The organism is Synechococcus sp. CBW1004, assembly GCF_015840715.1.
Lineage (GTDB): Bacteria > Cyanobacteriota > Cyanobacteriia > PCC-6307 > Cyanobiaceae > Cyanobium.
The window spans coordinates 1,815,372-1,840,290 of the sequence record NZ_CP060397.1 but is presented as its reverse complement, the minus strand read 5'-3'; the positions used below and the strand labels follow the sequence as shown (position 1 = coordinate 1,840,290).

Here is a 24,919-nt window from a genome sequence, read left to right as displayed (position 1 = left end):
TCTCGGACGGGTGACGACAGCAATCCGCGGCAGGACTCTGCCATTCATCATTTGGGGACCATGGACGGCAACGGCCCGATTGAGGCTTCCATCAACAGCGTGCGCGTGGAGGGCACCAACGTGGTGCGCGTGCCCTTCGGGGTGAGGCTCCCCCGCCGCAGCCGCCCGCAGCGCCCCGAGCGCTGGGCGACCCTTGTGCTGCCCTTCCAGGCCGGCGGTGGCTCCCATCCCACCCCGCCCCAGGCGGCCTGACACCTCCAGGGACAGACGACAGGCCTGGCCTCACTCCTGCGAAGCAGGGCAGGACCAGAGCAGGACATGCCTGGCCTGCCCCTTTGCTCTTTGGAGGACGACGGGCGACCCTCCACCGGCTGCCGTGGCTGCCCTGGGAGCCAATGGAGACCCTCATCAGCGCGGCGCGCTCCGACCGAGCGGCCCGGCCGCCGTGGCGATCACGCCGACCGCAGCACGGACAGCGCTCTACGGACAGCGCTTTCCTGATCTCAGCGCCGCAGCCCGGAAGGCCAGGGCCGCCTCAACGCCTGCCGCCCAGCTCCATCGAAGGACGGAGGCCCGACGGTCGGCACTGTGAACCGAGCGGATACCAGTGAGCCGAGCAGCCATCCGCGAACCGAGGAGGAATCAGCGCCTCGGGCCAGGCTGCAGCGGTGCCCCATCCAGGCGCCAGTCCACCAGCGCCTTGACATCACACAGCGAAATCGCGGGAGTGCGGAAGGGCAGCACCGTCATCGGGCTGCGCTCCGGACGCACCAACCAACCCAGATCGGGCTGGGGCAGCAGCACGAAGCCGCGATAGCGAACGGCGCTGCGGCTGGCGCCGGCCGCGACCAGCGCCGCCATCAGGGCTTCCTCTCCCGGAGCTGACGCCCGCGGCAGCCGCCGTGGAGCCGCCGCGGCCGGAGCGTTCGCCCGGCCATCGGGAACAGGGCCTCGCAGGGGCGACGTCATGACCGGGCAACACGCTGACTCGGCATGTTCTAAGGAATGGGACCCGATCACACAACGATCGCCACGATTTCTTCACGCCCGACTCAGTGCCAGGCCAGGAATCGCTGATCCAAGGTCCAGACGGGATGACAGAGAGTTGCCATCCCGTCGACAGTCGAAGCGAGCCGACTTCCCCGCAGCCGAAAGATCACAGGGAAGCGTATCGACCGCTACCAGATCACGTCAGGCAGCCGCCTGCAGCTCGGGCTCGCGATAAGGAACGAAGCTCGACTTGCGGGCCTGGCAGATCGGGCAGACCCAGTCATCGGGGATGGCCTCGAAGGGCGTGCCCGGGGCGATGCCGGAATCAGGGTCGCCCACCGCCGGGTCGTAGATCATCGAGCACACCTTGCAGATCCACTTGCCCGGCACGGCCGCCGGCGCCTCACCGGCCTGGCCGCCCTGCTGCAGGGCCTCCAGGGCGACGCCATAGCGCTCGGCGTGGTGCTGCTCGATCGGCGCCAGGAAGCCGAAGTTGCTGGCGGCCTTGCGGAAGATGCCGGCATGCTCCTTGGATTCGGCGATCTGCTCCTCGAACTCCGCCGTGGCGGAGGCGTCCCGGTCACTGCGGGCCTGAGCGGCGAACTCCGGGTACATGGTGGTGTACTCGTAGGTTTCGCCCTCAATCGCCAGCTGCAGGCAACGGGCCAGCACCGCCTGCTTCTGCTCAGGCGACAGCGCCTCGGGATCGTCGATCACCAGCTCGGGGTGGAGCAGGCGGAAGTGGGCGAAGGCGTGCTCGGTCTCCTGGTTGGCCGTATCACGGAAAAGCTTCGCCAGATCGGCATTGCCGAGACGTTTGGCCACATCGGCGAAGAACAGATATTTGCGGTTGGCCATGCTCTCGCCGCCGAAGGCGGCTTCGAGATTGGCCTGGGTGGCTGGGTTGGAGAGATCCATGTGGATGTCCGCGCAGGGGATGGCTTCAGCGGCGCCTCGCGTCCCCAGTGGACCGGAGCGACAGGCCCCAGCCGCCGGAAGGGACAGGAGCGCCGGCGATGGCGGAACCCTAGCACTAACCCGGAGTCAGTATGAGTTAGCGGCGCTCAGCCGACCCGCCATGGCGGCCCGCACCGCGAGGTCCCACCCACGGGGCGATCGGCAGCGCCGCCCCTCTCGACCCAGGACAGGCGCCAGGCGGTTGCCACCGACGGACCACTTGCTGACCCACACCATGGGCGCCATCCCGGAGGCGAGCGGTGCCTTCCGTTGCGTGGGAGGTCGCGTGAGGGCCGCCGGCAGAACGACGGTCTCAACCACAGCTGCAGGCGCGGGGGGCGCGCAAGCACCAGCCGCTCCCCCCAGGCCCGATTCCAGGACAGGCGGATCGATCGACCAGACGGGATGCCCCGGCTGCGGGGATGGCCCAGGCCCGTCCCGTGATGGAACCGGCTCGGCTCCGGCCAGTGGCTCAGTAATTGGCGCCGCTGCGGCGCTGGTGCACCGCCGTCACCCCGCTGGCATCGAGCAGCCCGCCGTGATCCACCCGGGCATAGATCAGCCAGTGGTCGCCGCATTCCATCCGCTGCTGCACCGTGGCCTCCAGCCAGGCCAGGGCCTCGGGCAGGATCGGCTGACCGGCCGGACCGCTCTCCATCTCGAGGCCGGCGAAGCGGTCGGCACCGGGGGAGAAGGGCTGCAGGAAGCGCTTCATCGGCCCGCTCTGGCGCCCCTCGGCGAGCACGTTGAGAGCGAAGGCATCGCCCACATGCAGCAGGGTCTCCACCGCCCGGTCCTTCGCCACGGCCACGGTGATCCCCGGCGGGCTGAAGCTGGCCTGGCTCACCCAGCTGGCCACCATGGCGCCGCTGAGGCGGCCCTCGCCCTCGCCACGCACGGCAGTGAGCACGCACAGGGAGCCCACCACCCGTCCGAGGGCCTGGATCGCCGGTTCGCTGCGGCTCTCCTGCAATCCGCCGGCGGCGCGCCGTTCGCTGCGGCGCTGCTCGGCCTGCAGCTGGCGGCCCAGGGCGGTGCCGGTCTCCTCAAGCGCCTGGATGCGGCTGGCGTCAGGGCTGAACTTCACCTTGACGGGCTCGAAGGCGAAGCGGAAGCCACCGTCGCGCAGCTTGCCCTCCAGCAGATCGAGGGCCTCACCGCTCCAGCCGAAGCTGCCGAACACCCCCACGGGCTTGCTGCGGTCGCCCTCGGCCAGCACCGTGCCCAGGGCCGACACGATCGGTGTGGGCGCATGCCCTCCGAGGGTGGGCGAGCCGATCAACAGGGCGTCGCAACCGCGGATGGCCGCCAGCAGCTGCTCGGGCTCGGCGAACTCACAGTTGAGGCTCTCCACCCGCACGCCGGTGCGCGACACGCCACGGGCCAGGGCATCGGCGATGGCGGCGGTGTTGCCGTAGGCGCTGGCATACAGGAGCGCCACCGACAGACGCGAGCGGTTCTGGCCCTCGCCCCAGCGGCGGTAGTCGGCCACCAGGCTGCGCCAGCTGCCTGCGATCGCCGGCCCGTGGAACGGCGCGATCGTGCGGATCGGCAGCTCGTCCAGCTTGTCGAGCACCATCTCCACCTGGCGGGCCATCGGCGCCATCAGGCAGTCGTAGAACCAGCGGCGGTCCTCCTCGGTGCTGCTGCGGTTGGCCTCGTCGTAGGCCTCGTCGCAGATGTGGGCCGAGAAGAACTTGCTGCTCATCAGCAGGCCGGTGCTCTCCTCAAACGCCATCAGCGCCCCCGGCCAGCGGGGGGTGGGCGCCGGGATCAGGCAGAGGCTGAAGCCCCCGGCCAGGCGGCGGCAGACGTCCTGCTTCACCACATCGATGGCCGGCAAAGGCGGCAGCGGCGGCGGCTCGGACTCGCCGGGGCCCACCGGCTTGCGCTGGTCCCACAGCTCACGCAGCAGCTTGGCGCCGGCATTGGAGGCCACCAGCGCCAGGTTCGGCCAGCGCTGGGCCAGCGCCCGCAGCAGCTCCACCCGGTTGGGGTTGACCACGCCCACCACCACCTTGAGGGCGGCATCCGCCGGCACCCGCTCGGCCAGGGCGGCGAAGAAGGGCTCGGCGTAGGTCATGCCGGGCGGATGGATCAGCACCGGCGGCACCGGATGACCATCCACCGCCGTGCCGCCCTCGAACAGGAAGCTGTTGGCGGTGGTGCCCCGCTCCAGGCCGTACTCCACCTCGAAGCGCAGCCGCCGCGGGCTCAGGCCCCGCAGACAGACGAGGCCCGGTTCGATCGGCAGGGCGATGACGCGGCGGCCAGCCGACTCGGGCGACCCGGCGCCGGCCGTGGGCGCGTCCTGGAGGGGGGCCGGGGGATTGAGGGCAGGCATGGCGTCAGCCGTCGGGGGGAGGATCCGGGCGCGGCGCGGGCCACGTCGGTGGGGGTCCGTCAACAGCGGACGGTGGAGGTAGGGGCCCGTCTACAACGGGCCGTGGCGGTGGGTGGTCTGTCAGCAGCGGACTGCGGATCGGTCATCAGTCAGCCGGCCATCAGTAATGGTTGCCCACCTTGCGGTGGTGCACGGCGGTGCGGGCGGTGGCGTCGGAGACGTTGCCCTGCTCCACCTCGGCATAGACGATCCAGTGGTCCGGCACCTCCATCCGCTGGGTGACGCGACAGCCCAGAAAGGCGAGGGCATCGCCGAGCACCGGTCCGCCGCTGGCGACGCCATCGAGCACGTTGACGCCGGCAAAGCGATCGGCCCCGGGCGGGAAGCGCTTCAGAAAATGGCGCAGCAGCGGCTGGTGATTGTCGTCGCGCAGGATGTTGAGCACGAAGCGATCGCCCACCTGCAGCAGCGATTCGATCGCCCGGTCCTTGGCGACGGCGATCGTGATGCCGGGCGGATCGAAGCTGGCCTGGCTCACCCAGCTGGCCACCATGGCGCCGCTGCGGACGCTCTCCCCCTCACCCTGGCGGGCCGTCACGACGTACAGGCCCCCGGAGAGGCGGCCGAGCGCCTTGTCGAGATCGCCGTCGAGCGATTTCATCGCCGCGATCGCCTTGTCGCGGGTGAGCAGCTGACCCAGGTCGGTGCCGGCCTCCTCGCAGAGCTGATACTCGGCGGCGCCGGGCACCTGACGGATGCGCAGCGGCGCGAAGGCCTGCTTCTGGCCCAGGCCGCGCAGCTGGCTGGCGACGGTGTCGATCGGCTGGTCGTTGCCGCCGTAGGCGTCGTAGACCGCCACCCACTGCTTCGGCTTGAGCGCCGCGAGCAGGGTGCCGATGGAGGCCTGCAGCTCGGCATCCGGCTCCGCGGGCCAGGTGGGCACCACCACGGCACGGGCCTCACCGACCAGGGCGCTGAGCTCCTGGGCGTCGGTGGCGCGCAGATCCACCAGCTGCACCTGGGCCTCGGCCTTGCCGATGCCGCGGGCGATCGCCTGGCTGAGGCGGTCGCAGAAGCCGTACTGGCTCAGATAGCAGACCGCCGCATAGGCCTCACCCTGGCTGCGCTCACTGCTCCAGCTGCGGTAGTCGCCGGTCCAGAGGTTGAGGTGATGACGCAGCAGCGGCCCGTGGCCCACCGCGATCGTGGTGATCGGCGGCAGGGCGTCCATGCGCTTCATCGCCTGCAGCACGCTGCGGGCATTGGGGCCCATCAGGCACTCGTAGTAGAAGCGGAAATCGGGAGCGATGGCGCCAGGATCGCTGTCGAACAGCTCGTCGCTGCAGTAGTGCAGGCCGAAGGCATCGCAGGTGTAGAGGATGCCGGTGCCATGGTCGAACGAGAAGATCGTGTCCGGCCAGTGCAGGTTCGGCGCGCTCAGGAATTCGAAGCGGTGCTGCACACCGCTGTCCGGGTTGACGCCCAGATCAAGCTCCTCTCCGCTCTTGACGGCGCGGCTTCTGAATGGCCGGTGCACCTGGTTCTCGAGGAACTGGATCGCCACCTTCGAGCCGACGATCTCGATCTCGGGGTTGAGATCGATCAGGTGGCCGATCAGGCCGGAATGATCCGGTTCGGTGTGGCTGACGATCAGGTGATCGATCGCCTTGGGGTCGATCTGCTCCTGCAGCAGCGGCAGCCAGGTGCCTTCGAACTTGAGATGGCTGGTGTCGATCAGCGCCGTGCGCTCACCGCGCACCAGAAAGCTGTTGTAGGTGGTGCCGTTGCGCAGGCCGAACTCGATGTCAAAACGGCTGCGGTCCCAGTCCAGGGAGCGGATCGCGGTGGTGTCCGCGGCGATGTCCTGGCACTGCAGGCTGAGGCGGCCGCTGGCGGGCGCGGCGGGCATCGGGCTGGGGGAGACGGTCATGGCTTTCCTGCTCCTGCGTCCGGGGAGTGGACTGTAGGAACAGCCCCTGAAGGGCGGCCGGCGCAGCGACCGCGGCACCGATCCCGGCCGGGGCCGGCGCCCTCCGCCAAAAAGTCTGCGGCGCAAGGCTTCCGGCCAGTCGCCCTGGCGCCGGGATCACCGCCGGCAATGGCAGCCATCCGCACTGCTGATCGCCGCCGCCACCGGAGCCGGATCAGATCCACCACCAGTTCTCGAACGCCGCCGCCTGGCCGCAGGTCGTGCCGTCCGCGCCGATCAGGCTCCAGATCCGCGCTCCGCTGAGCTGAAAGCGGCGGCCCTGGCTGTCGATGCGGATGCCGGCGTAGCCACGGATGCCGCCGCTGCGCAGCGCCTGGGTGAGCGCCTGGGAGCGGGATGACCGTTGTGCGGGCTCCGCCGTCAGACGGCTGGGCATGCCCACCAGTTCGGCCCAGGGCCTGCGCCACAGCCGCAACGCGGCACAGTTCGCATAGATGAGGCGCGGACCCGGATCCAGCCCGGGATCGGCACCGTCGTGGGCCAGCACCACCTCGGCGGCCGCGAACAGCTCCTGGGCCCGCAGGCGGAGGGGCCGATCGGGATCGCCCGCCAGCAGGGGGCGGCCGAAGGCCTGGAGGTGCCCGCGCTCCAGGCACTCCAGCCGCTCCAGCACCGGTGGACTGAGCCAGGGAGGCTGAGGTTGCAGGAGGGCCTGCAGCGGCGGAACCTCATCGCTTGAGGTGGAACGCCCGCCCGTCGGCACGGCGCTCACACCGCATCCCCACCAGCGGCAGCCGCCTCGGAGGCCGCCGCCGCATCGGCTTCGCTCGGTTCAGCACCAGCGGCCATCGCCCGCTCCAGGGCCGCCTGGGCCATGCGCTGGCCGTGCTCGCGCAGACGCTCCAGGAACAGGCGATTGGCCTGCGGAAAACGGGGATCCTCCGCCAGTGGCAGGGGGCCGGCCCCATCGAGGCCCGACTCCCCCTCCAGAGCCGGCGTGATCACCACCAGATCGCCGTCGAGCGGGGCGTCGTAGCGCCACCAGCGGGCCGGGTCCGCCAGGGCGGGATGCAGGGGGTGCGGAGCCTGCTGGGCGGGGAGCTCGACGCCCTCGCGCCGGCGGGCCGCCAGCTCGGCCAGCAGCTGACTGCGGGTGCGGCCGCGCAGCTGGAACAGCACGAAGGGGTCCTCGCTGAAGCGATCGCCCATCAGATAGAAGACGGCGCTGACGTGCTTGCAGGGGTTCGCCTTGTCGGGGCAGCTGCATTCGCTGCGCACCTCCTGCAGCTTGAACGGGAAGAGGCGGCGGCCACTGGCCGCGAAGGCACGCTCGATGTCCTCCGGCATGATCCCGGCCAGCAGCTGCGCCGACCAGCGGGCCTTCTGGCTGAGGGCCTCGAGCACGTAGCCCCAGTCCTCATCGCTGAGCACGTCGAGCCACAGCTTCACCTTGTACGGATCGGGATCGCTGCCCTGCACCCGGGCGTGGACCCGGCGCCCCTCAAAGCGGATCGAAAGCACGTTGCCGGAGCGCACGTACTCCCAGGCACGCTCCAGCCGCTTCTTGAAGCGGTAGCCGTTGATCAGCTCCATCCACTGCAGCACCCACCAGGGCTGCTGACCCAGGCCCTGGTCGCCCAGCTGGGTGGTGATCGCCGGAGTGACGGTCATGGCACATCTCCCGGACCTCATTCTGCCCCGTCCGCAGGCCCGGGCCTGCTGCACGGCCATGGCGCCAGCCGGCTGGCCTGCCTCGCCTGCTCCGGGTCGTGTCTCGATCGGGTGCTGCCGCACGCCGCCCTGCACAGCCCCCAGGTGGTGGGCTCCCTGCTGGGGGCCTGGCCTGCAGGGGCCTGGCGCGGCGCTCTGCCTCCGCTGCATCGCCGTCGACCTGGCCCTCGAGCCGGATGAAGGTGCCCTCCGAGATCCCGGCGTTGTGGGCCAGCGGGGTGGCGCGACGATCAGAGATGGCTCGGTAGACAGGCGCTGCAGCCGGCCATCCTGAGGCAGATCGGGGCTGCACCGGCAGGCCCCGGGTCGGCGCACGGCATGCCTTGCCCAGGGGATCCGGCGGGGGTCGGGCCCTTGAGCCGCCGCGGCACCGGGCCCGCACGCCGCTCACTCCTCATTCAGCGCCACCAGCTCCCTGAGCTGCCCCATCTCCAGACCGCCCAGCCAGTCCTCGCCGCTGCCGACGATGTCCTCGGCGAGCTTCGACTTCTCGTGGATCATGCGGTCGATGCGCTCCTCCACCGAGCCGCTGGTGATGAACTTGTGCACCATGACGCGGTTCTGCTGGCCGATGCGGTAGGCGCGGTCCGTCGCCTGATTCTCAACCGCCGGGTTCCACCAGCGATCCACGTGGAACACGTGGCTGGCGCGGGTGAGGTTCAGGCCCACACCACCCGCCTTGAGTGACAGCAGGAACAGCTGCGGGCCGCGCGGGTCCTCCTGGAAACGATCGACCATCGCCTGGCGCTCGCTCTTGCTGGTATTGCCGTACAGGAACGGAACCTCCTGCTTCCAGCGGCGCTCCAGATGTGCCTTGAGCAGGTGCCCCCATTCGGCGAACTGGGTGAACAGCAGAGCCCGGTCGCCCGCCTCGATCACCTCCTCGAGAATCTCGTCGAGCCGCTGCACCTTGGCGCTGCGGCCTGCGAACTCCCGGAAGAAGGCCGCATCGCCGTCCTGTGGTTCCTGCTTGAGAGCCAGGGCCGGGTGGTTGCAGATCTGCTTCAGCTTCGTGAGCAGCGCCAGCACCTGTCCATGCTTCTGGCCCAGCGGCGCCCTGGCGATCGCCTCGAGGCTCTCCTCCACGGTGCGCCTGTAGAGCTTCACCTGCTCGCCCGAGAGACCCACCCACTCGCGCAGCTCCACCTTCTCGGGCAGATCCGAGATGATCGAGCGATCGGTCTTCAGGCGCCGCAGGATGAACGGACCCACCCGTGCCTTGAGATCGCGCAGCGAGCTCATGTCGCCGTAGCGCTCGATCGGCAGGCGATAGCGCTGGCGGAAGAAGGGCTCATCGCCCAGCACCTTCGGATTGAGGAAATCCATCAGCGCCCACAGCTCACTCACCCGGTTCTCCACCGGCGTGCCGGTGAGGGCGATGCGGAAGCGTCCATTGCGCCCCGGCCTGCCGAGGTCGCGGGCCGCCATCGACTGCTTCGCCACGGGATTCTTGATCGCCTGGGCCTCATCGATCACCACCCCCTGCCAGTCGGTGGTCTCCAGCAGCTCGCTGTCGCGCTGCAGCAGGCCATAACTGGTCAGCACCAGATCGACACCCGCGAGCGCCTTCTTCATGGCCGCCTCGGTGGAGGGACGCCTTGGCCCGTAGTGCTCGCGCACCACCAGCTCCGGCGTGAACGCCGCCGCCTCCCGCTTCCAGTTGGTGAGCACCGAGGTGGGCGCCACCAGCAGCACCGGCCGCTTCAGCTCCTGCTCGGCCTTGAGGTGCTGCAGGAAGGCCAACAGCTGGATCGTCTTGCCCAGACCCATGTCGTCCGCCAGGCAGGCGCCCTGGTCGAAGCGATGCAGGAACGCCAGCCAACCCAGGCCCCGCTCCTGATAGGGGCGCAGCTGGCCGGCAAATCCCTCGGGTGCCGGCAGGGGATCGGGGGCCTTCTGCTGGTGGTACTGCTCCAGCACCGCCCGCAGCCGCGGCCCCGGATCGAAGCGGTGCACCGGCAGCCGCATCAGCGTCTCGCCGTCGTTGGCGGTGAGACGCAGCGCCTCATCGAGGCTGAGCGTGGGCGAGGCGACGGTGAAGCGCTCGGCGTTCCTGAGGTCGTTGGGGCGCAGCTCGATCCAGACGCCCTTGTGCTGCACCAGCGGGCTGCGCTTGGCCTGCAGCCGCTCGAGATCCTTCACGGTCAGCGTGACACCACCGATCATCAGCTCCCAGCTGGACTCGAGGCTCTCGCCGAGGCTGAAGCCGCGCGAGCGGGCCGGCAGCTCCGCCTTGATCGCCAGGCCCAGGCGGCTTGCCAGGCCGCCGCTGAGGCTCGCCGGCAGGATCACCCCCACGCCCACATCGCGCAGCTGGGCGGCGGCCGTGCGCACCAGCACGAAAGCCTCGGCCGGCGTCAGCTGCATCGCCTCCGGTGCCGACGCATCGAGGCCCCGCCCCAGCGGCTCGAACACCTGCAGGGCGCGGCCCAGACCCTCCAGCAGCAGCTCTCCGGGCTGCTGCACCTCCACCTCACCGAGCTGCAGCGGCGCATCGCCGCGTGCCCACACCACGCCGGCCGGCACCCTCAGGCTGGGATCGGCCTCAGCCTGCAGCGCGAAGCGCAGCTCCCACAGCTCCTCATCGCCGGGCGGTGTGAACAGCTCCAGGCAGGCCCGCGCCGGAGCCACCCGGCCGGCCACCGCTTCACGCCAGTGATGGGTGGCGATCTCGAGACGTTCGAGCTCCTCCTCATCGAGCTCGAGGCTCCCCTTGCCGGGAGCCAGGCCGTGCTGCCAGGCCACCAGCAGCGGATCGAGATCAGCGTCGGAGGGACGGAACCCGGCGCGCAGCTGGCCGTCGAGCAGCGCCTCCAGCAGGCTCGCCACCCGCAACCGGCCGCTGCCGGGGCGCCGGCAGGTGAGCGGCGCCTCGCCATAGGGCTGTACCGCGAGGGCGCAGCAGGCCACCTGGGGCAGCCGGCTGGCCAGCTCCTCCAGCCGTCGCCGGTCTCCCTCGCGATTGATCAGCGGGATCCAGCGGGCGCGTCCCTCCTCCACCAGCGGCAGCCAGCGGCCGCGGGCGATCAGGCTCAGGGCCCAGCGCTGCAGATGGGTCCACCAGCGCAGGTCCTCCGCCAGGTCGGGATGGTCGCCTGAAAGCGGAAGGGTGCTCAGCCATTCCGCCGCCGCACCGGGCTCCAGTGCCAGGCCATCCACCAGCCAGGGCCACCACTGCGTCTGCTTCGGCACAGGCTCACCCGCCTGCAGGGGCAGGCCGCTCCAGACGCCGGCGCCACCGCGGCCACCCCGTGCGGCCTGGCTGCGGCTGGGCAGGGTGAGCGACGCCCTTGCCGGTCGCAGCGCCTCTGACCAGAGGCCGTGATCATCCAGCCAGACCGCCAGATCGTCTTCGCTGAGGCTGAACGGGTGGGGGGGCGCGACGCTGCCGGAAGGGCGCACCGGATCCACGGCCCTCCAGGTGTCGGCCCACAGCAGCAGGCGTCCCCCGGACCCTTCAGGAGGAAACAGCCAGGTGGCGTGCAGCAGGCTCATGGATGCTGGGGAGGGCCTGGCGGTGTCCTCACCCCCGGAGGGACGGAAGAGCCGCAGGGTTGGGGGGGAAGGCACAGGGCCGGAGTCACGCCCGCGACGGCAGCCACCGCTGGATTCCGAGCAGCAGCAGGGCGCTGGCCATCAGCGGCAGCCACAGGGGCAGCCAACCACTGAACAGCCCCATCATCGCCGAGAGCAGGCGCGACGCCAGGGTGACCACCGACAGCGGGGGCGCCAGCAGCTCGTTCAGGGAGGCGGACAACGGCGAGGTTCCGAGGCTGCGCAGGGCGCAGACGGCCCCCACCAGGCCCGCCTGCAGGTGGCTGTCATCAGGATCGACCCGCTGGAGATGGAAGGCCAGCAGGCCATAGAAAAAGCCGCAGCCGGCAGCGCGCAGGGCGGGCTCCAGGGCTGCCGCAGCCTGCCAGCGAGCCAGGGTGAAGGCCACCAACCCCGCCACCACGGCCGCCGACAGAGCCCAGCTGACGGACACCAGACGCATGCGGGCGCGGGAGGCCTGAGCAGCCGGGCTGGACGACACGGAACACCACCTCGCTGTGGCGGCGATCATGCCGGGTCAGGGCCGATCGGAGGCCCGGGTCGACGCGGAGCGTCTCCGGGCGTGGTGTCGATCCGGCACGGAACGAGGCCCTGCAGGCGCACACCACCGTCAGGAACGCAACAGCCGGATCCGGCCGTCCGGTTCAGAATGCTGCACCTCTGCGCTGCTGCCATGGCGCCGGCCGCCACCACGCTCGCCAGCACCCCACTGGCCGCTGCCCTGCTGCTGGGAGCCGCCACGCTTCTGCCCCAGGCGGCGCTGGCCGCCGAAAGCGCCACCATCGTCGAGATCCTCGATGGCAACGAGCTCTACATCAACCAGAAGCAGGCCCGGGTGAAGGCGCGAGCCTCCGCCCCGGAGGTGGTGAGCACCCGCGACAGCCGCGGCCAGCTGGCCTTCAGCAGCGGCGCCGGCGGCCGACTCAACCGCTTCTCGATGCTGCGGCTGGGCAGCAGCTGCTTCCTGGTGGAGAAAGGGCAGATCCTGGTGTCCGGCAAGCAGAACGGCTGCACCCGATCGGCGCGCCTGAGCGTCCGCGGCACCAACTACGTGGTGGACGTGCAGGAGGACGGCACCTCCGAGATCTCGGTGCTGGAGGGATCCGTGGAGGTGGAGCCCCTGCGCGACGGCGAGCCCACGGGCGCCCCCGCCACCACCGTCGAAGCGGGCAACAGGCTGCGGCTGTCACCGGTGGGAGTGGTGCTGTCCCTGCTTCGCCTGTCCGCCTCCGACTACACAAGCCTCCTCAACGGCCCGCTGTTCTCGGGCTTCCGGACGCAGCTGCCCGGCTTCCGTTCGCTGGAGAGCTACATCCGCACCTCCGTTCCTGGCGTGACGCTGCCCGTCACACCGCGGCCGCCCGCCGGCCCGGCGCTCCCCTCGATCCCGCGCTTCGGCCTGTTCTGATCCCCGCCACCCCGCCCTGAATGGCTCTTCGCCTCGACCACAGCAGGGGGCTGGCACTGCTCTCGACCGTGGTGGCGCTCTGGGCCGGGCTGAGCGCCGGGTGGCCCGGACCGCGCTGGCGGCTGTGGGAGCAGAACCTCGAAACCCAGTTGCTGCTCTGGCGCGGGCCGCGCCGCCCACCCCGCCGGGTGGTGATGGTGCCGGTGGATGACGCCAGCCTGCAGCAGGCCACCTGGTTCGCGGAGGCCGGACCGGAGGCCGTGATTCCCCTCTGGGCCCGCGGGCTCGACACCCTGCCATGGCCCCGCTCGGCCTATGGGGTGATCGCCCAACGCCTGCTGGAGGCCGGCGCCGCCGCCGTGGCGATCAACGTCGTGTTCGAAGGCGAGAGCGCCGAGGGACCTGGCGACGACGCCGCCATGGCCGCCCTGCTGCGCCGCGGCCGCGTGGCGCTGGCCGGCGAGATGCTGGAGCCCGAGGACAGCCGCGGCGCCGGCGGCCTCACCCTGGTGGAACCGGAGCCCTTCCTGGAGGCCGTGGGTGGCTCCGCCGCCGTGGGACTGACCAACACGCTCCCGGCCTCGCCAGGGAGGCCGCTGCCCCATCCGGAGGCCTACAGCGGTGGCCTGCTGCGGTCCCAGGGTGTCAACGCCCCAGCGGCCCTGTCGACGACGCTGCTGCGACGGGCCGGCCTGCGCTCCCGCCAGGACGACGCCCGCATGGGCCTCAACGTGTACGGCCCGGACGGGACTTTTCCGCGGCTGCCGGCCTGGGAGGTGCTCGATCCGCTGCGCTGGCGCGACCATCCGCTGCGCCCTTCTCTCAACGGGGCCCTCGTGGTGGTGGGCCCCCTGCAGGGCGACCGGCTGGCCACCGCCTTCGGGCCGCTGCCGGGTCTGGAACTGCTGGCCACGGCGACAGCCAACTCGCTGCAGGGCGACGGCCTGGCCAGCTGGCCGCAGGAGGCCGCGGCACGGGCACTCCTGGCGCTGGCGGTACCCCTGCTGGCGGCGCTCCTGGCCCTGCGGCGTCGCTCCCTGCCCTGGCGCCTCGGAACGCTCGCGATCGTGCTGGCGCTGCAGCTGACGGCCGCCGTGCTGGCGCTGCAGATGGCGCACCGCTGGATTCCGCTGCTGGCCCCCGCGAGTGCCCTGGTGCTGCTGGGGCTCCTCTACGGCGGCCACGCCTATCTCCTGGAGGGCAAGGAGCGGCGGCGCCTGCGCAACACCTTCGAGCGGTATGTGGCCCCGAGCGTCGTGGCCGAGATCCTGGCCGACCCGGAATCCGCCCGTGGCATCCTGCGGGGCCGCACCCTGGAGGTGACGGTGCTGTTCTGCGATCTGCAGGGCTTCACTCAGCTGACGCGCCGCCGCAGTGAGGCCGGCCAGAGCGAACTGCACGTGCGCCAGCTGAACAGCTATCTGGGCGCCATGGTCGAGGTGATCAGCGCCCACGGCGGCACGGTCGACAAGTTCATCGGCGATGCGGTGATGGCCGTCTTCGGCTCGCCGGTGGGGCGCGGTCCCGCCCGGGAGGCACAGACCGCCGTGCAGTGCGCCCTGGCGATAGCCGGGCGGCTGCAGCGACTCAACGACGAATGGCGGCTGCAGAACCAGGACGAGCCGTTCACACCGTTGGCCAATGGGGTCGGACTGGCCAGCGGCCCGGTGGTGGCCGGTCAGATCGGCAGCCCCCAGAGGCTCGAGTTCACGGTGATCGGCGACACCGTCAACCGGGCCAGCCGGCTGGAGGGGCTGACGCGTCAACTGAAGGTGCCGGTCTGCCTCGATGGCGCCACGGCTGCTCTGGTGTCCGGCTGCGCCGGCATCGGCCTGCGCAGTCTGGGTGCCCAGCCGGTGAAGGGCCTCGGGGAGATCGAGGTGTTCACGGCCGTGGCAGCCGGCGCTGAGACGCCCGAGGACGGCGCGGATCCGGAGGCTGGCTGTGGTCACGCAGCCGCCTGTGGGTGATCGCCCGCACTCCCTCAGGAACAGATGAATGCCACGGGTGAAGACAACGGCAGGCCCCTGGCGAGAGCGATCCGCGCTCGGCCGGCCGAAGCCGTTGCGCGATCATGCCCCTTCAAGGCCCGTACCGCTCCGACTCACCATGGCCACCGCCGCCTCCCGCCCTGGTCTGCCGAGAAGCGGCGCCGAGATCCGCGAGGCCTTCCTCGACTTCTACGAGCAGCGCGGCCATCGGCGCATGGCGAGCGCCTCGCTGATCCCCGAGGACCCGACGGTGCTGCTGACGATCGCCGGCATGCTCCCGTTCAAGCCGGTGTTCCTGGGACAGCAACCGCGGCCGGCGGCGCGGGCCACCAGCTCCCAGAAGTGCATCCGCACCAACGACATCGAGAACGTGGGTCGCACGGCGCGGCACCACACCTTCTTCGAGATGCTGGGCAACTTCTCGTTCGGCGACTACTTCAAGCAGCAGGCGATCCAGTGGGCCTGGGAGCTGAGCACCGAGGTGTTCGGCCTCAGCCCGAAGAATCTCGTCGTCAGCGTCTTCCGGGAGGACGAGGAGGCCGAGACGATCTGGCGCGACGTGGTGGGCGTCAATCCGAAGCGGATCATCCGCATGGACGAGGCCGACAACTTCTGGGCCTCAGGCCCCACCGGACCGTGCGGACCCTGCTCGGAGATCTACTACGACTTCAGGCCGGAGCACGGCGATGACGGCATCGACCTGGAGGACGACAGCCGCTTCATCGAGTTCTACAACCTGGTGTTCATGCAGTACAACCGCGACGCGGAGGGCACCCTCACGCCGCTCGCGGCCCGCAACATCGACACCGGGATGGGCCTCGAGCGGATGGCTCAGATCCTGCAGCAGGTGCCCAACAACTACGAGACCGACCTGATCTATCCGCTGATCGAGACGGCGGCGGCCCTGGCCGGCGTCGACTATCGACAGCTGGACGAGAAGGGCAGAACCAGCCTCAAGGTGATCGGCGACCACAGCCGCGCCATCACCCAGCTGATCTGCGACGGCGTCGCCGCCAGCAACCTGGGCCGCGGCTACATCCTGCGCCGCCTGCTGCGCCGGGTCGTGCGCCACGGCCGCCTGCTGGGCATCGACAAGCCGTTCCTGACGGCGATGGGCGAGGCCGCGATCGCCCTGATGGAGACGGCCTATCCGCAGCTGATCGAGCGCCGGGAGGTGATCCTGGCGGAACTCCAGCGGGAGGAGGCCCGCTTCCTGGAAACCCTGGAGCGGGGCGAGAAGCTGCTGGCCGAGGTGCTGTCATCCAAGCCGAAGCAGATCACCGGCGAGCAGGCCTTCGAGCTGTATGACACCTACGGCTTCCCGCTGGAGCTCACCGAGGAGATCGCCGAGGAGCACGGGCTCACCGTCGATCTGGCCGGCTTCGAGGCGGCGATGGAGGAGCAGCGGCAGCGCGCCAAGGCCGCGGCCGTGAGCATCGATCTGACCCTGCAGGGCGCCATCGAACAGATGGCGGCCGAGCTGGAGGCCACCAGCTTCAAGGGCTACGAACAGCTGGAGCACCCCAGCTGCGTGCTGGCGCTGGTGGTGAACGGTGAGCCCGCCGAACGCGCGAGCGCCGGCGACAGCGTGCAGCTGGTGCTCGATTCCACCCCCTTCTATGGCGAGGGCGGCGGCCAGGTGGGCGATCGCGGCGTGCTCTCGGGCGAGGGCAGCTCCGGCGAAGGCGTGATCGTGGCGATCGACGGCGTCTCGCGCAACCGCAGCGTGTTCGTGCACAGCGGCCGCATCGAGCGCGGCAGCCTGGCGGTGGGCGATCTGGTGAACGCCCAGGTGGACCGCGCCTGCCGCCGTCGCGCCCAGGCCAACCACACCGCCACCCATCTGCTGCAGGCGGCGCTCAAGCAGGTGGTGGATCCGGGCATCGGCCAGGCGGGCTCACTGGTGGATTTCGATCGCCTGCGCTTCGACTTCCACTGCCCCCGCGCCGTGACGCCAGCCGAGCTGGAGCGGATCGAGGCGCTGATCAACGGCTGGATCGCCGAAGCCCACACTCTCGAGGTGCAGGACATGGCGATCGAGACAGCCAAGGCCGCCGGCGCCGTGGCGATGTTCGGCGAGAAGTACGCCGATGTGGTGCGGGTGGTGGATGTGCCGGGCGTGTCGATGGAGCTGTGCGGCGGCACCCACGTGGCCAACACCGCCGAGATCGGCCTGTTCAAGATCGTCAGCGAGAGCGGCGTGGCCGCCGGCATCCGCCGCATCGAGGCGGTGGCGGGTCCGGCGGTGCTGGCCTATCTGAATGAACGCGACGCGGTGGTGAAACAGCTGGGCGAACGCTTCAAGGCCCAGCCCGGCGAGATCGTGGATCGCGTGTCAGCGCTGCAGGAAGAACTCAAGGCCACCGGCAAGTCCCTGGCGAGCGCCCGCGAGGAGCTGGCCCTGGCCAAGGCTGCGGCTCTGACCGCCAGGGCGGAAGCCGTCGGAGACTTCCAGCTGCTGGTGGCGCGCCTTGATCGCGTCGACGGTGCCGGGCTGCAGAGCGCCGCCCAGGGCCTGGCCGATCAGCTGGGCGACGGAGCCGCCGTGGTGCTGGGCGGCCTGCCCGATCCCACCGATCTGGGCAAGGTGATCCTGGTGGCCGCCTTCGGCAAGGACGTGATCGCAGCCGGCCAGAAGGCCGGCCCATTCATCGGCGGCGTGGCCAAGGCCTGCGGCGGCGGTGGCGGCGGCCGCCCCAACCTGGCCCAGGCCGGTGGCCGTGATGGTGCGGCGCTGGATCAGGCCCTGCGCAGCGCCCGCGACAGCCTGCTGGCCCAGCTGCAACGCTGAACCGCCGTCCGCAACGCGGCGCCGGCGCGGTGTGCCGGCTCGAACACAGCCAGCAACGGGGAAACTTGCGCCACCACCGCGGCAGCAGTGCCGCGCAATGGATGCACCGCGCAGTCAGCGAGCCGGCCGCAGAAACAGGGGGAGACTGGCAACACAACGCCCAACATCCGGACGTCAGATCCCCTTGCTGCCGGCACATCCAGCGGCCTGCGGCAGCAGGGTGAACCGCGATTCAATGAGGCCCTGCCTGAAAACACGATTGGTTTTCTGGGGCTTCGCCACATGAACGCTTGTCATGGCCATAGAATAGAGTGGATTGATTACCTCCCTCTTCACCATGCTCAAAGGTTCGGATCTGCTGGCCAAGGTCAAGGAACTCGGTGATGTCTCCAAATCCGAGCTCGTTCGCGGTTGCGGCTACGTCAGCACCAAGAAGGACGGCACCGAGCGACTGAACTTCACCGCGTTCTATGAGGCACTTCTGGAGGCCAAGGGCGTCAGCCTCGGCGATGGCGCTGCCACCGGCAATGGCAAGGGTGGCCGCAAACTCAGCTACGTGGCCACCGTTCAGGGCAATGGCAACCTGCTGGTCGGCAAGGCCTACACGGCGCTTCTTGATCTCAAGCCCGGTGACGAGTTCGAGATCAAGCTGGGTCGCAAGCAGATCCGCCTGATCCCCGCCGGCTCCATCGACGAAGAGGAATGATCGTCGCTGCGATCTGAGCCGAGACAACATGCGGGCGGGGTGTCACCCGCCTGCCCGGCCTCTCGACAGATTCAGGCGCACGCCGCTTCGGCCCGTCCTCCACAGGGATTCACTCCAGGCCGGCGGCACCGCTGACGACACCGAACAGGCGTCGCATCGTCTCGAGCAATCCCTGCGAGCGTTCATGATCCTGCCCGCGCCCGAGCTGGGCGAGCTCCGCCTGACGGGCATCCACCAGGGCGGCGAGGCGCTCCAGGAGCGCCGGGTTCAGGTCCAGGAGACGACGCACCGCCGGCCGGCCCACGCGCAGCAACTGGCACTCCTCAAGGGTGCGCACCGTGGCGCTGCGAGGAGCATCGAGAAACAACGTCATCTCCCCGAAGACATTGCCTGCCTGCAGCTCGCTCACGCGCACGTGGCTGCCGTCCTCGAGCTGCTTGACCACCTCCACATGGCCGCGCAGGAGGCAGAACAGGGACTGCCCTTCGGCCCCCTCGCGCACCACCGCCTCGCCTGGCCCATAGGTGAGCAGCCCGCTGTCGGCCACCAACAGTTGCAGCTCCTCCTCACTCAGATCGGCGAACATCGGCACCGAGGCCAGGGCGAGGCGACAGGCCTCCAGGGTGGGCTGTTGAAGCAGCTCCGATGGCAGCGCCGAGCGGCGCGGCCGCATCTCGCGCACCGGGAAGGGGAACGACTGGCCCTGGCGATGGACGCTATACCAGATCTGCTGGAGGAGCTCGCTGCGCAGCTGCAGACGGGCCCGTTCCCCCACGGTCTTCTGCCACACCTGCAGCTCGTAGCTGATCGAACTGTCGAGAAAGCCCTTGACGCGGATGAGAGGCTGCGGATCGGCCAGCACCAGCGGATGCTGCTGCACCACCTGCTGCAGCAGCGCCAGGGCCCTGCCGGGGGGGAAGTCGTAGTCGAGGCCAACCTCGAAGCGATCGCAGCAGGCTCCGAAGCTCGAGCGGTTGGTGAGAACCGCAGCGGTGATCTCACTGTTGGGCACCAGCAGCAGGAAGTCGTCGACCGTGCGCAGACGCGTCTCGCGCCAGCTGAAGCCCACGACGATGCCGTGCCGTCCATCGGAGAGCTCCAGCCAGTCGCCGAGGCCGAAGTCGTCCGCCAGCCTCAGCTCCAGACCGGAGAACAGATCCTTGAGTGCCTCCTGCCCCGCCAGGCCGATCACGGCGGTGAGCACGGCGGAGGTGGCCACCAGGTTGATCAGATCGAAACGGGCGGTCTGGCGCACCACCAAGACCGTCGCCGCAGCCCAGCCCCCCAGCGACAGCAGCTGGATGACCAGATCCGGCGGCGACGGCCACCAGCGCAAGCTGCCCGGGATCTCCAGCAAGGCCCAGATGAGCAGGCGGATGGCGGCGAAGCTGAACAGCAGGTCGTCGCTGATCTGCAGCCAGAGGCGATAGGGAAGCGGCACCAGGGCCGCAGGCACCAGGGCCACCAACAGCCAGCTGGCCAGCGCCACCAGGCCCAGACGCAACGGCGGGGACGGCAGTCTGCGGGAACGACAGACCAGTGCCGTGAACACCAGCAGAACCGCCCCTGCCAGGGCCGTGAGCCCGATCTGCAGCGCACCCATCCTGGAGCGGTCCCGCGGCGACCGCCCCATCCTGCCGGCGCCCCGGCAGCGCGCGGTTCGATCTGGTCGTGCGGGCGTGGCCGGGCCAACCTGGAGCGGAGCCGCAGCCCCCAGCCCGATGGACGACAACGCTGGCCGTGTCCGCCACCTCGCGATGCCGGAGGCGCCCGAACGGCCGAGCCGCAGGGCTGCCCTTCCCGGCCAGCCGGCTCCCCGGACGCAGGGCTGGCGGCATCTGGCCGTGCTTTCCGCCCTGCTGCTGGCGCCCAGCCTCGCCGGCAGCAGGGCCCTGGCCGAGGGCCAGGTGCAGCTGAGCTGCGCGGGCACCCTGCTGGAGGCACGCGGGCAGGCGGAGACACGCCGGTCCACCGCCTCCCTCAAGGCATCCCTGAACCTGGAGGCCGAGGCCGCCACTGCCGATCAGGCCCTCGGCCTGCTGCAGCAGCGGCTGGCCGCTGTGCGCTCCGCCCTGCAGCAGCTCCAGGTGACGGACCTGCGCGTCACCTCCCCCTCCACCTGGCAACGGCCGGCGAGCCGGGAGCGCCCGGCCGCGGTGCAGGCCACCCTGCAGGTGAGCGGCAGCCTGGCCCCCTCCCGCCTGCAGGCGCTGATCCGCACGGTGGGTGCGCTCCCGGGCGTGCGGCTGGCGCCGGTCGGCACCGAAGCCGACCGGAGCGAGGACGGCCGGGTGCGCCAGGCGCTCCTGCGCCAGGCCTATGAGGACGCATTGCGGCAGGTGCAACCCCTCGCGGATCTGATCGGTCGCCGCCGGCTGCGGGCACTGGAGATCCGGGTCGATGGAATGGAGACGCCGATGCCGGTGCTGCGGGGCATGGCCGCTGCGGCCCCGCCGCCCTTCGATCCAGCCGAACTCAGGCAGCCCCTGGATCGCCTGGGGCTGCAGGTGCGCTTCTGCGCCGAATGATGCCTGAACGAACAATGGCGGCGGCACTGACACGGGCGACCGCTGACCCACGCGGAAGACATGAAAAAAGCGGCCCCCGCAGGGGCCGCTGGCCTTGAAACCGTGATCGCCGCAGCGATCGGGCACAGTTCACTTGATGGTGACCTTGCCGCCGGCCTCTTCGATGGCCTTCTTGAGGGTTTCGGCGTCGGCCTTGCTGACGCCTTCCTTGACGGCCTTGGGAGCAGCCTCGACGAGGGCCTTGGCTTCGCCCAGACCCAGGCCGGTGGCCTCGCGGACGGCCTTGAGGACCTTGATCTTGGCGGCGGCGTCGAAGCTCTCGAGCACGACGTCGAATTCGGTCTTCTCCTCAGCGGCCTCAGCGGCAGCGGCGGGGGCGGCGGCCATCACCACACCGGCGGAAGCGGCGGCGGAGACACCGAAGGCCTCTTCGATCTGCTTGACGAGCTCGGAAGCTTCCAGCAGCGAAAGGGTCTTGAGTTGATCGAGGATCTGATCAGTGGTAGCGGACATGGTTGAGATTCAGCAACAGATCGGATGAAAAAAGCGTCGAAGCACCGGGGTGCGGCCTCAGGAGGCCTGACCTTCGCCTTCGGACACCTGCTTGAGAGCGCGGGCCAGGCCGGAGGGCACCTCGTTGATGCCGACGGCGACCTTGGTGGCCACGGCGTTGATGGCACCGGCGATCTGGGCCATGAGCACCTCCTTGGAGGGCAGATCCCCGATCGCCTTGATGTCGGCCTGAGACAGGAGCTTGCCTTCGAACAGGCCGCCCTTGGTCTCGGACTTCTTCGATTCCTTCTGGAAGGCCTGAACAGCCTTCACCGCACCGCCGACATCGCCCTTGACCAGGACGAAGGCATTGGTGCCGCTGAGCAGGGAATCGAGATTGGCCCAGGTGCTGTCACCATCAATGGCCCGGCGCATCAAGGTGTTCTTGGTCACCTTGCAGACACCGTTGGCGGCCTGGAGACGGGTCCGGAGGTCGGTCATCTCCTTGACGCTGAGGCCCTTGAAATCAAGGACGAGCGCCATTTCGGCCCCTGAGAGGAGCCCTTTGAGCTCTTCGACAATCTGTTGCTTGCTCGCCAGGGTGCGGCCCATAGGGAGTGGAACGGATCGAGGGAACAAGCGGGGCGCGCGGCCCAGAGGCAGCCGCAGGGCGGCAGCCACACCTCGAGGCCGCTGCATGCCGGTCACGCCCGTCGCCCCGGTGATGCCGGAGCCCGATCACGTTGCCAACCTGTCGCGTTCACCTCGGCAGGATTTATGAACCCTGAAGCCGCCTGGGCGGCACTGCGAACTGCCGGGGCAGTCCGGTGTCCTGCTCTGGAACAGCTCGGTCGAGCGGATCCAGCAGCGGCACGGTTCACCTGCTGTCTGGGGTCGGGCGCGTGCCCATCTGGCAGTTGCCAGCCCGCAAACCTACAACAGCGCCTCACCCGTTCGATCGCAGGGGCCGCAAGGGTGCCGCGCGGGCGCTCCCGTCGAGAGGGTCGTTGGATCCAGCGGCGAGCGGAGGGGCTCCGACTAGGAGCCGATCCGGGCAGTCGCCAGCTCCGAGAAGGCCACAAAAAACGGGGCCTGCGGCTTGCGCCAGCAGAACCCCGGTCGGAGTCCCTGAAGAACGGGCGCCACTGCGGCTCCCGGTCAGGCTCTGAGAATCAGCCCTCCTGCTTGATGTCCTGCAGCGCCGAGAAGTCGACCTGCACCGAGGGACCCATGGTGGAGGTGACATACAGGGAGCGCCAGTAGCGGCCCTTCGCACCGCTGGGCTTGTTGCGGTCGATGGTTTCCTGCAGGGCCTTGAGGTTGTCGAGCAGCTTGGCGGCATCGAAGCTGGCCTTGCCGAAGCGCACGTGCACGATGCCGGTGCGGTCGGCGCGGAACTCGAGCTTGCCGGCCTTGAACTCGTTGATGGCGCCAACCAGGTCAGTGGTGACGGTGCCGGCCTTGGGGTTCGGCATCAGGCCGCGAGGACCGAGCACCCGGCCCAGCTTGGCCACCTTGGGCATCATGTCCGGGGTGGCGATCAGCAGGTCAAAGTCCATCGCGCCACCGGCGATCGCTTCCACCAGATCGTCGTCGCCGGCGATGTCGGCACCCGCGGCCTTGGCCTCGGCCACCTTTTCACCGCGGGCGATCACGGCGATGCGGATCGTCTGGCCGGTGCCGTGGGGCAGGGCGACGGTGGTGCGCAGCTGCTGGTCGGTGTACTTCGGATCGATGCCCAGGCGCACGTGGGCTTCGATCGTCTCGTCAAACTTGGCGGTGGCGTTGGCCTTGACCAGCTCCAGGGCCTCCTGGGGGGCGTAGGCGCGGTCCTCGACCTTGGCCTCGAGGGCGGTGAAACGCTTGGAAACTTTCGGCATGGCAGGTGTGGGGTGCAGACGACCGTGCTGGTCTCCCCCGGCAATGAGGTGTGGTGTGGAACGGGAGGCGGCGTTCAGGCGGCAGGCCCGGACGACGACTCAGGGGTGAGGCGGCTGCTCAGTCGAGGACGGCGACGCCCATGTTGCGGGCGGTTCCCTCGATGATCCGCATGGCGGAGTCGACACTGCTGCAGTTGAGGTCGGGCAGCTTGGTCTTGGCGATCTCCTCGAGCTGGGCGCGGCTGATGCTGCCCACCTTGCCCTTGGCGGAGGTGGCGGCACCCTTCTCGATGCCGGCGGCCTTGGAGATCAGCACCGAGGCGGGCGGGGTCTTGGTGATGAAGGTGAAGCTGCGGTCCTCGAAGACCGAGATCTCCACCGGGATCACGTACCCGGCCTTGTCCTGAGTGCGGGCGTTGTACTCCTTGCAGAACGCCATGATGTTGACCCCGTGCTGGCCGAGGGCGGGGCCCACCGGCGGTGCGGGGTTGGCTTTGCCGGCCTGGAGGGCCAGCTTGATCACGGCTACGACTTTCTTGGCCATCAGCTGGGCGTTGGGGACACGCACCCGGGCGGGGTGCGCAAGGAACAGGCTCCCGAACGGGGAGCCGGAGTGTTTCCCGCAGGGGGAACAGGCGACCGTACACCCCGACGGGCGAGGCTCCGGGCCGCGCGATCAGCTCTGCTTGCTGATCTGGGAGAACTCGAGCTCCACCGGCGTCTCCCGGCCGAAGATCGACAGCAGGGCCTTGAGCTTGCTGCGTTCGCCGGAGACCTCGATCACCTCGCCCTGGAAATCCTTGAACGGACCGGCGGTGACCAGGATCTGATCGCCCTCCACCAGGTCGACCTTGACCACGGGCTTCTTCTCGGTGGCACGGCGGAAGATGCGCTCCACCTCGCCGCGGCTGAGGGGCCTGGGCTTGATGTGACCGCGGGCCTTGCCGGTGGCGCGCCGATCCTCGGCGCCCACGAAATTGATGACGTTGGGAGTGCTGCGCACCGCCATCATCGTGTCCTCATCGAGGACCATCCGCACCAGCACATAGCCGGGGAAGACCTTCTCCTCGATCGACTGGCGACTGCCGTCCTTCTTGAGCTTGACGCCGGGTGTCTGGGGAATCTCGATCTCGAGGATGCGGTTCTCGACTCCGAGGGTGACCGCCCGCTGCTCGAGCGTGGCCTTCACCTTCTTCTCGCAGCTGGAGGCCACCTGCACCGCGTACCAGCGGGCCACCTGGGGCTTTTCCTGGGGAGCGGCGGCAACCTCGGGAGCCGGAGGGACGTCGGCCCCGGGCAGGGGGAGGTCGGTGAGATCCAGGGGGGTCTCGGACACGGCAGGGGAGAGGGAGGACATCAACGGAAGACCTGGATCGAGACCCAGCGGTAGAAGCGATCGAGGGCGGCGATCGACGCCGCCGACAGGCCCACCATCAGGATGACGGCGATCGACTCACTGAACAGCTGCTGGCGGCTGGGCCAGACCACCTTGCGCAGCTCGGCCAGGGTGGCGGACACGAAACCACCGTTCTGGCCGGATTCCGCCTCCACCGCATCGGCGGGCGAAGCAGCGGAGGCCTCCTCCAGCACTCCGGAGGGAACGGACCGTTCGGGAT

The 24,919-nt window shown here is 69.8% G+C and carries 21 protein-coding genes; 6 read left to right on the top strand and 15 right to left on the bottom strand.

All coding sequences use genetic code 11. The annotated features are described in order from the left end of the window. Positions 1–60 precede the first annotated feature (60 nt). A complete protein-coding gene (locus H8F25_RS08885; protein WP_197210101.1) occupies positions 61–252 on the top strand; it encodes a hypothetical protein in 192 nt (63 codons plus the stop codon). Positions 253–642: 390 nt separating this feature from the next. Here H8F25_RS08885 and H8F25_RS08880 read toward each other — a convergent pair whose 3' ends face one another. From H8F25_RS08880 to H8F25_RS08845, 8 genes are all read right to left on the bottom strand, one after another. Next, on the bottom strand, positions 643–861 hold the full coding sequence (locus H8F25_RS08880; protein WP_197213659.1) for a hypothetical protein: 219 nt from the start codon (positions 859–861) through the stop codon (positions 643–645). Between the two features lie 330 nt (positions 862–1,191). Beyond that, entirely contained in the window at positions 1,192–1,908 is a 717-nt protein-coding gene (locus tag H8F25_RS18030; protein WP_197210100.1) for a rubrerythrin family protein, read from the bottom strand. A 511-nt stretch (positions 1,909–2,419) separates the two neighbouring features. Next, the gene (locus tag H8F25_RS08870) at positions 2,420–4,291 is read right to left on the bottom strand and encodes a diflavin flavoprotein (RefSeq protein ID WP_197213272.1); all 1,872 of its coding nucleotides are present in this window, start codon (positions 4,289–4,291) and stop codon (positions 2,420–2,422) included. 160 nt (positions 4,292–4,451) lie between these two features. After that, a complete protein-coding gene (locus tag H8F25_RS08865; RefSeq protein ID WP_197213658.1) occupies positions 4,452–6,200 on the bottom strand; it encodes a diflavin flavoprotein in 1,749 nt (582 codons plus the stop codon). Positions 6,201–6,435: 235 nt separating this feature from the next. Continuing rightward, positions 6,436–6,993: an MEKHLA domain-containing protein gene (locus H8F25_RS08860; protein ID WP_231597287.1), complete on the bottom strand. Its 558-nt coding sequence runs from the start codon at positions 6,991–6,993 to the stop codon at positions 6,436–6,438. Next, the gene (locus tag H8F25_RS08855) at positions 6,990–7,892 is read right to left on the bottom strand and encodes an SWIM zinc finger family protein (protein ID WP_197213271.1); all 903 of its coding nucleotides are present in this window, start codon (positions 7,890–7,892) and stop codon (positions 6,990–6,992) included. Before H8F25_RS08855 ends, H8F25_RS08860 begins: the two co-directional genes overlap by 4 nt. 447 nt (positions 7,893–8,339) lie before the next feature. Further along, positions 8,340–11,447: a DEAD/DEAH box helicase gene (locus H8F25_RS08850; RefSeq protein WP_197213656.1), complete on the bottom strand. Its 3,108-nt coding sequence runs from the start codon at positions 11,445–11,447 to the stop codon at positions 8,340–8,342. An 85-nt stretch (positions 11,448–11,532) separates the two neighbouring features. Beyond that, a complete protein-coding gene (locus H8F25_RS08845; RefSeq protein WP_197213270.1) occupies positions 11,533–12,018 on the bottom strand; it encodes a hypothetical protein in 486 nt (161 codons plus the stop codon). Between the two features lie 162 nt (positions 12,019–12,180). Between H8F25_RS08845 and H8F25_RS08840 the strand changes: the two genes are divergently transcribed. The 4 genes from H8F25_RS08840 (at position 12,181) to H8F25_RS08825 (ending at position 18,403) form a co-directional block, all read left to right on the top strand. Next, positions 12,181–12,915, top strand: coding sequence for a FecR domain-containing protein (locus tag H8F25_RS08840; protein WP_197213269.1), 735 nt, complete (start codon positions 12,181–12,183; stop codon positions 12,913–12,915). Positions 12,916–12,935: 20 nt separating this feature from the next. Continuing rightward, positions 12,936–14,885 (top strand): adenylate/guanylate cyclase domain-containing protein, encoded by a 1,950-nt coding sequence (locus H8F25_RS08835; protein ID WP_197213268.1) that lies wholly within the window; start codon positions 12,936–12,938, stop codon positions 14,883–14,885. 139 nt (positions 14,886–15,024) lie between these two features. Then, positions 15,025–17,697 (top strand): alanine--tRNA ligase, encoded by a 2,673-nt coding sequence (alaS, locus tag H8F25_RS08830; RefSeq protein WP_197213266.1) that lies wholly within the window; start codon positions 15,025–15,027, stop codon positions 17,695–17,697. 337 nt (positions 17,698–18,034) lie between these two features. Then, positions 18,035–18,403, top strand: a complete 369-nt coding sequence (locus H8F25_RS08825) for an AbrB family transcriptional regulator (RefSeq protein ID WP_197213264.1) — start codon at positions 18,035–18,037, stop codon at positions 18,401–18,403. Positions 18,404–18,512: 109 nt separating this feature from the next. On the opposite strand, the gene H8F25_RS08820 is transcribed toward H8F25_RS08825, so the two are convergent. After that, a complete protein-coding gene (locus H8F25_RS08820) occupies positions 18,513–20,006 on the bottom strand; it encodes a mechanosensitive ion channel family protein (RefSeq protein WP_197213262.1) in 1,494 nt (497 codons plus the stop codon). Positions 20,007–20,124: 118 nt separating this feature from the next. On the opposite strand from H8F25_RS08820, the gene H8F25_RS08815 reads away from it, so the two are divergent. Then, positions 20,125–20,931 carry an SIMPL domain-containing protein gene (locus H8F25_RS08815; RefSeq protein WP_231597286.1) on the top strand — a complete coding sequence of 269 codons (807 nt, stop codon included), beginning with the start codon at positions 20,125–20,127 and terminating at the stop codon, positions 20,929–20,931. Between the two features lie 129 nt (positions 20,932–21,060). Here the strand turns inward: H8F25_RS08815 and rplL are convergent, their stop codons facing one another. The 6 genes from rplL to secE all read right to left on the bottom strand — a co-directional run bounded on the left by rplL (position 21,061) and on the right by secE (position 24,890). Further along, positions 21,061–21,444 (bottom strand): 50S ribosomal protein L7/L12, encoded by a 384-nt coding sequence (gene rplL / locus H8F25_RS08810; protein ID WP_197213260.1) that lies wholly within the window; start codon positions 21,442–21,444, stop codon positions 21,061–21,063. Positions 21,445–21,501: 57 nt separating this feature from the next. Continuing rightward, a complete protein-coding gene (gene rplJ / locus H8F25_RS08805) occupies positions 21,502–22,035 on the bottom strand; it encodes a 50S ribosomal protein L10 (protein WP_197213258.1) in 534 nt (177 codons plus the stop codon). 560 nt (positions 22,036–22,595) lie between these two features. Next, the gene (gene rplA / locus H8F25_RS08800) at positions 22,596–23,303 is read right to left on the bottom strand and encodes a 50S ribosomal protein L1 (protein WP_197213257.1); all 708 of its coding nucleotides are present in this window, start codon (positions 23,301–23,303) and stop codon (positions 22,596–22,598) included. A 118-nt stretch (positions 23,304–23,421) separates the two neighbouring features. After that, entirely contained in the window at positions 23,422–23,847 is a 426-nt protein-coding gene (gene rplK / locus H8F25_RS08795) for a 50S ribosomal protein L11 (protein WP_197213652.1), read from the bottom strand. 132 nt (positions 23,848–23,979) lie between these two features. Then, positions 23,980–24,660, bottom strand: a complete 681-nt coding sequence (nusG, locus tag H8F25_RS08790; RefSeq protein ID WP_197213256.1) for a transcription termination/antitermination protein NusG — start codon at positions 24,658–24,660, stop codon at positions 23,980–23,982. Beyond that, positions 24,660–24,890: a preprotein translocase subunit SecE gene (gene secE / locus H8F25_RS08785; protein ID WP_231597342.1), complete on the bottom strand. Its 231-nt coding sequence runs from the start codon at positions 24,888–24,890 to the stop codon at positions 24,660–24,662. The genes nusG and secE overlap by 1 nt, the downstream gene beginning before the upstream one ends. Positions 24,891–24,919 lie beyond the last annotated feature (29 nt).

Excerpts from the sequence above, each read along its gene's own strand:
- H8F25_RS08885 (WP_197210101.1), top strand. The coding sequence starts at position 61 with ATGGACGGCAACGGCCCGATTGAGGCTTCCATCAACAGCGTGCGCGTG.
- H8F25_RS08880 (WP_197213659.1), bottom strand. The coding sequence starts at position 861 with ATGGCGGCGCTGGTCGCGGCCGGCGCCAGCCGCAGCGCCGTTCGCTAT.
- H8F25_RS18030 (WP_197210100.1), bottom strand. The coding sequence starts at position 1,908 with ATGGATCTCTCCAACCCAGCCACCCAGGCCAATCTCGAAGCCGCCTTC.
- H8F25_RS08870 (WP_197213272.1), bottom strand. The coding sequence starts at position 4,291 with ATGCCTGCCCTCAATCCCCCGGCCCCCCTCCAGGACGCGCCCACGGCC.
- H8F25_RS08865 (WP_197213658.1), bottom strand. The coding sequence starts at position 6,200 with ATGCCCGCCGCGCCCGCCAGCGGCCGCCTCAGCCTGCAGTGCCAGGAC.
- H8F25_RS08855 (WP_197213271.1), bottom strand. The coding sequence starts at position 7,892 with ATGACCGTCACTCCGGCGATCACCACCCAGCTGGGCGACCAGGGCCTG.
- H8F25_RS08850 (WP_197213656.1), bottom strand. The coding sequence starts at position 11,447 with ATGAGCCTGCTGCACGCCACCTGGCTGTTTCCTCCTGAAGGGTCCGGG.
- H8F25_RS08845 (WP_197213270.1), bottom strand. The coding sequence starts at position 12,018 with ATGATCGCCGCCACAGCGAGGTGGTGTTCCGTGTCGTCCAGCCCGGCT.
- H8F25_RS08840 (WP_197213269.1), top strand. The coding sequence starts at position 12,181 with ATGGCGCCGGCCGCCACCACGCTCGCCAGCACCCCACTGGCCGCTGCC.
- H8F25_RS08835 (WP_197213268.1), top strand. The coding sequence starts at position 12,936 with ATGGCTCTTCGCCTCGACCACAGCAGGGGGCTGGCACTGCTCTCGACC.
- alaS (WP_197213266.1), top strand. The coding sequence starts at position 15,025 with ATGGCCACCGCCGCCTCCCGCCCTGGTCTGCCGAGAAGCGGCGCCGAG.
- H8F25_RS08825 (WP_197213264.1), top strand. The coding sequence starts at position 18,035 with ATGCTCAAAGGTTCGGATCTGCTGGCCAAGGTCAAGGAACTCGGTGAT.
- H8F25_RS08820 (WP_197213262.1), bottom strand. The coding sequence starts at position 20,006 with ATGGGTGCGCTGCAGATCGGGCTCACGGCCCTGGCAGGGGCGGTTCTG.
- H8F25_RS08815 (WP_231597286.1), top strand. The coding sequence starts at position 20,125 with ATGGACGACAACGCTGGCCGTGTCCGCCACCTCGCGATGCCGGAGGCG.
- rplL (WP_197213260.1), bottom strand. The coding sequence starts at position 21,444 with ATGTCCGCTACCACTGATCAGATCCTCGATCAACTCAAGACCCTTTCG.
- rplJ (WP_197213258.1), bottom strand. The coding sequence starts at position 22,035 with ATGGGCCGCACCCTGGCGAGCAAGCAACAGATTGTCGAAGAGCTCAAA.
- rplA (WP_197213257.1), bottom strand. The coding sequence starts at position 23,303 with ATGCCGAAAGTTTCCAAGCGTTTCACCGCCCTCGAGGCCAAGGTCGAG.
- rplK (WP_197213652.1), bottom strand. The coding sequence starts at position 23,847 with ATGGCCAAGAAAGTCGTAGCCGTGATCAAGCTGGCCCTCCAGGCCGGC.
- nusG (WP_197213256.1), bottom strand. The coding sequence starts at position 24,660 with ATGTCCTCCCTCTCCCCTGCCGTGTCCGAGACCCCCCTGGATCTCACC.